At 54.1% G+C, this 5,932-nt stretch carries 4 protein-coding genes and 1 tRNA gene; 2 read left to right on the forward strand and 3 right to left on the reverse strand.

Annotated features, from left to right (window positions below):
• Positions 1-152: 152 nt before the first annotated feature.
• Positions 153-226, reverse strand: a tRNA-Pro gene (locus H8Q75_RS04420).
• Between the two features lie 103 nt (positions 227-329).
• Between H8Q75_RS04420 and lepA the strand changes: the two genes are divergently transcribed.
• Positions 330-2,141, forward strand: a complete 1,812-nt coding sequence (gene lepA / locus H8Q75_RS04425) for a translation elongation factor 4 (RefSeq protein WP_024123915.1) — start codon at positions 330-332, stop codon at positions 2,139-2,141.
• A 10-nt stretch (positions 2,142-2,151) separates the two neighbouring features.
• Positions 2,152-2,307 carry a hypothetical protein gene (locus H8Q75_RS04430; protein WP_024123914.1) on the forward strand — a complete coding sequence of 52 codons (156 nt, stop codon included), beginning with the start codon at positions 2,152-2,154 and terminating at the stop codon, positions 2,305-2,307.
• 5 nt (positions 2,308-2,312) lie between these two features.
• Here the strand turns inward: H8Q75_RS04430 and H8Q75_RS04435 are convergent, their stop codons facing one another.
• Positions 2,313-4,034, reverse strand: a complete 1,722-nt coding sequence (locus H8Q75_RS04435) for a transglutaminase domain-containing protein (RefSeq protein WP_024123913.1) — start codon at positions 4,032-4,034, stop codon at positions 2,313-2,315.
• 14 nt (positions 4,035-4,048) lie between these two features.
• A partial coding sequence (locus H8Q75_RS04440) for an ATP-dependent Clp protease ATP-binding subunit (protein ID WP_297040800.1) occupies positions 4,049-5,932 on the reverse strand: 1,884 nt, incomplete at its 5' end.

Here is a 5,932-nt window from a genome sequence, read left to right on the forward strand (position 1 = left end):
CAGTAGGAGCGTCCCCACCATAATTACTGCTAAAAATCCAAGGCAAATTGTCCGTGGAACCGTCAACATCAATGAATGCGTATCCAAAAGCCCTGAGGCTAATCTATCGCAGGATTGTATGGGCAACAATCTTCTAGGTTGACAGTTCCCAATCGGGATGACAGGATTTGAACCTGCGACCCTCTGCTCCCAAAGCAGATGCGCTACCAAGCTGCGCTACATCCCGGCAGTTAATCTCTATCGTACCACTGAATTCTCAGCACAATAGGACAGGGACCCTTAGAATCAAGAAAGGAGTTTTTCATTTTGTTAAGGTTGCCCTCGCTGGTATGACCGACGTCCCCGTTTCCCACATTCGCAATTTCTCGATCATTGCCCACATTGATCACGGCAAATCGACCCTTGCCGATCGCCTGCTGCAATTTACGGGCACGGTGGATCCCCGTGAAATGAAGGAACAGTTTCTCGACAATATGGAACTGGAGCGGGAGCGGGGAATTACGATTAAGCTGCAGGCCGCCCGCATGACCTACACCAGTCGCGATGGCGAAACGTACATCTTGAATTTGATTGACACCCCCGGCCACGTGGATTTTTCCTATGAGGTGTCGCGATCGCTGGCGGCCTGTGAGGGGGCGCTGTTGGTAGTGGATGCCTCCCAAGGGGTAGAAGCGCAAACACTGGCCAATGTCTATCTGGCGTTGGAGCACAATCTAGAGATTATTCCTGTTCTCAATAAAATTGATCTGCCGGGAGCTGAACCCGATCGCGTGAAGGCGGAAATTGAAGAGATTATTGGCCTCGACTGCTCCCAAGCAGTTCTAGCCTCTGCTAAGGAAGGGATTGGCATTGAGGAGATTCTGGAATCCATTGTGCATTTGGTGCCACCCCCGCGCGATACGGTGGACCAACCCCTGCGGGCGCTGATTTTTGATAGCTACTACGATGCCTACCGCGGGGTGATTGTCTATTTTCGCGTCATGGATGGCGTGGTCCGCAAGGGCGATCGCATTCGCTTGATGGCCTCCGGCAAAGAGTACGAAATTGATGAACTAGGTGTGCTTGCCCCCAACCAAAAACCTGTGGAGAGTCTCCATGCCGGGGAAGTCGGCTACCTCGCCGCCGCCATTAAGGCGGTTGGCGATGCCCGTGTCGGCGACACGATTACATTGGCACAAAACCCGGCCAAGGACGCCCTCCCCGGCTACGCCGAAGCCAAACCGATGGTCTTTTGTGGCCTATTTCCCACGGATGCGGATCAGTTTGAGGATCTGCGGGAGGCCCTGGAGAAATTAAAACTCAATGATGCCTCACTCCACTACGAGCCGGAAACCTCCAGTGCCATGGGTTTTGGGTTCCGCTGTGGCTTTTTGGGGCTGCTGCACATGGAAATTATCCAAGAGCGGCTAGAGCGGGAATACAATCTGGATTTAATCATTACCGCTCCTTCGGTGGTTTATCGCGTCACCACGATCAAAGGGGAAGTGCTGATGATTGATAACCCCAGCCTCCTGCCGGAACCCCAATACCGCGAAAAAATTGAGGAACCCTACGTGCAACTGGAGATGATTACCCCCGAAACCTATGTAGGCACCCTCATGGAATTGGCACAGTCGCGCCGGGGCGTCTTTAAGGATATGCGCTACCTCACCCAAGGGCGTACCACCTTGGTTTATGAAATGCCCTTGGCGGAAATTGTGACGGACTTTTTCGATGAAATGAAGTCGCGATCGCGGGGCTATGCCAGTATGGAGTATCACCTCATTGGCTACCGTGCCAACGACTTAGTGAAACTGGATATCCTTATCAATAACGACCCTGTGGATTCCCTAGCGGCCATTGTCCACCGCGATAAGGCCTACTATGTGGGGCGAGCCTTGGTTAGCAAACTCAAGGATCTAATCCCACGCCACCAGTTCAAAATTCCCATTCAAGCGGCCATTGGTTCGCGGGTAATTGCCAGTGAAAGCATTCCCGCCCTGCGCAAGGATGTCTTGGCCAAGTGCTACGGCGGCGACGTGACCCGCAAACGCAAGCTCCTAGAAAAACAAAAAGCGGGTAAAAAACGAATGAAGGCAATCGGGCGGGTGGATGTGCCCCAAGAGGCCTTTATGGCGGTGTTGCGACTCAAAAATGAATAGGAGGCTCAGGATGTCTCAACGATCATCGGGCAAATGGGTGGCGATCGCCACCGGTGCTATTTCCCTACTGTTGGGAATTGGCTACTTGGTGTTAGTACAGCTTTTGGATTGGCGCGGCGATTGGCAGCCAGCTCCCTTGGGAGTCCTGCGATTGCTCTTGCCTTAGAACTTTTAGATAACCGGGGACAGTTCACTGTGAATGGTAAATCGCACATGGTTGAGGGCTAAATCTCCGAGGCGTAGCCCGCGATCGCGATAATTGGTGGTCTCAAAGCGAATGCCTTTGCCCACTTCCACGTGGTACCAAGGCAGTGCCATAAAGAACCGCGTTGGGTAGGGACCGCGCTCTACCACATCATCGGGATTAGACTCCATGGGCAGCCAGCCCACCCCCGGCACATAAAACTCCAACCAGACATGGTTGTAGGTGGGCTGGAGGGGAATACCGCGCTTTTGAGGATGGGGGGGACATTTATAGCGACCCACCGTACGGCAGGCAATGCCGTTCAATCGTGCTAAGGCCAGCAGCACACCCACGTACTCGCCACAGGACCCAGTTCCCCGCTTCAAAACCACATCGGGCGTGTCAATAGTGGGGCGCATAGCATAGCTGAGGCGATCGTACACATAGTTACGAATCTTGAGCATCTTGCGCAGGATATGGGTCTCTGTGCCCACGGCTTCCCGTGCCGCCTCTCGGACAATGGGTTGATCCATTGCCAACTCATCGTTATCCACCAGATACTGCGCTGCAAATTCCGGCGGCAGCGGTAGCGTCTCGTCAATGTCGTCAAAGCCAAGATGGTACTTTATACCTCTCACTTCTAGCCAAGCCCGCCAACCAAAAAGGCGGGCTTCATAGGGACGCACCTCAGGAAAATCAAACACCGCCACCTGCTGATCCACCACCGTTTCCAAGCGAAAGGGGGTACCCACGGGTTCGACCCGCAGTAGTTTTTGGCGTAGGGAATTGGCCGGCAGCGCAATCCGCCATTCTAGGTTATCTAGGTGCAGCGCATCGAGGGGAGACATTTCCTCTACGTAGGCCATCTCAATCAGATAGCCATTGGAGACCGTGTAATGCTCCTCCCGATGGGTGTGGTAGAGCAGCGGATGAATCAGGCAAATATCGCGATAATCAATTTCGAGGGGGGCTGCGCGGTTGTTGGGGTTATCCCGCAGATAGGGTTCTTCACCGCCATAGGCCACCCACAACTGGCCCGTCGCATCAAAGGTGAAAGCCGTTGGCTGGGCAAAGGGGGTCAAGGCCACCCATTCAACACCGCCACTCTGGCGATCGAGACAATAGATGGATTGCTCTAGGCGATCGCTCACCCACAAATAGCCATCCTTGAGGGCTAAATTTTCACAGCCAATGCCCGGGGCACTGAGGCGATACTGCTCTCGACCGGTCTCATCAAAACAGTGGATGTAACCGGATTTTTGACAGGCTACATAGATGCCTGTGTCATCCACCGCCACACCGTAAATGGGATAGCGGCACTCCAGCACCTTTTCTACGTGCCAGTCAGGGAGATGACAACGATAGAGCCATGTGTCCCGACAAAACCAGAGGGTCTCGCGATAGAGACAGAGGCCATGGGCATCAAGAAATGGCTCTAGATCGTAGGGATTGAGAATCTCGCTGTGGTCGTTTTCGCCGTTAATGAGCAAAATAAAGCCCCGCACCCGATCCAAGGCCAAAAAGTTGGCGCCAAGGGTTGCTTGGCAAAAGGGTAAACGGGGCAATTGACGTAACCACAGGGCTTGGGGATTGACCCATGCCAAACCGGAGAGTTGGTAAGCACCTAGGGGATAAATAGTGCGCCAATTGTGATCCAGGGCTCGGGAGTTGAGGGAGTCTCCATAACCCTGTGCCGGTATATCTGGCATAGGCAGCAAATACCCTACTCAACCGCCTGGGGCAATAGCTCACGCCGAGGTTGAGCTTGGATCTTCACTTGACCGGATTCATCCACATCAATGAGGGCAGTGTCACCTTCGCGGATGCGGCCAGAGAGCATTTCCTCAGCCAAGGTGTCCTCCAAAAGGCGCATAATTGCCCGCCGCAGGGGCCGGGCTCCATAGCTGGGGTTGTAGCCCTCATCAATGAGCCGTTCCTTGAAGCGTTCAGTCACCTCCAAGGTAATGCCTTTTTCTGTGAGGCGCGAGAACACTTCCTTGAGGAGAATGTCGGCAATTTGCTTGACTTCGTCCTTCGTCAATTGACGGAAGACAATAATCTCATCAAGGCGGTTGAGGAATTCAGGGCGGAAGTATTGCTTCAGTTCCTCATTCACCAAGGAGCGAATGCGATTGTATTGGGATTCAGCCGCATCCTCAGTGCCAAACTCAAAGCCAAGGCCAGCCGCCCCCTTCTCAATCACCTTCGAGCCAATGTTCGAGGTCATGATCAAGAGGGTATTCTTGAAGTCAACGGTACGCCCCTTGGAGTCAGTCAGACGGCCATCCTCCAGGATTTGCAGCAGTAGGTTAAAGACATCGGGGTGAGCTTTCTCGATTTCATCGAAGAGCACCACCGTATAGGGACGCCGCCGCACGGCTTCGGTGAGCTGACCGCCCTCGTTGTAGCCAACATAGCCGGGGGGCGAACCGATGAGCTTGGAGACGGTATGCCGCTCCATGTATTCGGACATATCCAAGCGGATCATCGCCTCTTCAGAGCCAAAGAAGTAGGCCGCCAAGGCTTTCGTTAACTCGGTTTTACCGACACCGGTTGGCCCAGAGAAGATAAAGCTGGCAATTGGACGATTGGGATTTTTGAGACCGACACGGGCACGGCGAATGGCGCGGGAGATCGCTTTTACTGCTTCATCTTGGCCAATGACCCGCTGGTGCAAGGTCTCCTCCATGTGCAGCAGTTTTTCCGACTCGCTTTCGGTGAGCTTGCTAACGGGCACGCCCGTCCAAGAGGCCACAATGTGGGCAATGTCCTCTTCGGTGACGACGGGGGTTTCCTCTTCACCGTTGGCGATTTCGGCTTTTTTCTGCTGGGCAATGGCGCGGATTTGCGCTTTTAGTTCCATCTCGCGATCGCGCAGTTCACCCGCTTTGTCAAAGTTTTGGGCCCGCACGGCATCGTCTTTTTCTTTGAGCACCTGCCGCAATTCGCGATCCAGTTCCTTGGCCGCAGGCGGTAGTTGCGAGTTAATCAGGCGCACCCGTGAGCCCGCTTCGTCAATGAGGTCAATGGCTTTGTCGGGTAGATAGCGATCGCTAATGTAGCGATCGGACAGCTTCGCTGCCGCCTCAAGGGCTTCATCGGAAATTTTCAGTTTGTGGTGCTTCTCATAGCGTTCCCGCAGGCCGTAGAGAATCTCAATGGTTTCCTCAACGGAGGGCTCACCCACCATCACCGGTTGGAAGCGCCGCTCCAAGGCAGCATCCCGCTCAATGTGTTTGCGGTACTCATCCAAAGTAGTGGCCCCAATGCACTGCAACTCACCGCGCGCCAGGGCGGGTTTGAGGATATTTGCTGCATCAATGGCACCCTCAGCCGCCCCAGCCCCAATTAACGTGTGCACCTCGTCAATCACTAAGATCACGTTACCGGCTTGGCGGATTTCATCCATGATCTTTTTCAGCCGCTCTTCAAATTCACCCCGGTACTTCGTGCCTGCCACCAAAAGACCGATATCGAGGGTGACCACCCGCTTGTCTTCAAGAATGTCGGGGACATCTTTGTTGGCAATGCGCTGGGCAAGGCCTTCAGCAATCGCGGTTTTACCCACCCCCGGTTCACCGATCAGCACGGGGTTATTTTTGGTGCG

The organism is Thermosynechococcus sp. OHK43 (genome assembly GCF_014466085.1).
Classification (GTDB): Bacteria; Cyanobacteriota; Cyanobacteriia; order Thermosynechococcales; family Thermosynechococcaceae; genus Thermosynechococcus.

What these genes read in the sequence shown, in the direction of transcription:
- lepA (WP_024123915.1), top strand. Translation starts at nt 330, where the DNA reads ATGACCGACGTCCCCGTTTCCCACATTCGCAATTTCTCGATCATTGCC.
- H8Q75_RS04430 (WP_024123914.1), top strand. Translation starts at nt 2,152, where the DNA reads ATGTCTCAACGATCATCGGGCAAATGGGTGGCGATCGCCACCGGTGCT.
- H8Q75_RS04435 (WP_024123913.1), bottom strand. Translation starts at nt 4,034, where the DNA reads ATGCCAGATATACCGGCACAGGGTTATGGAGACTCCCTCAACTCCCGA.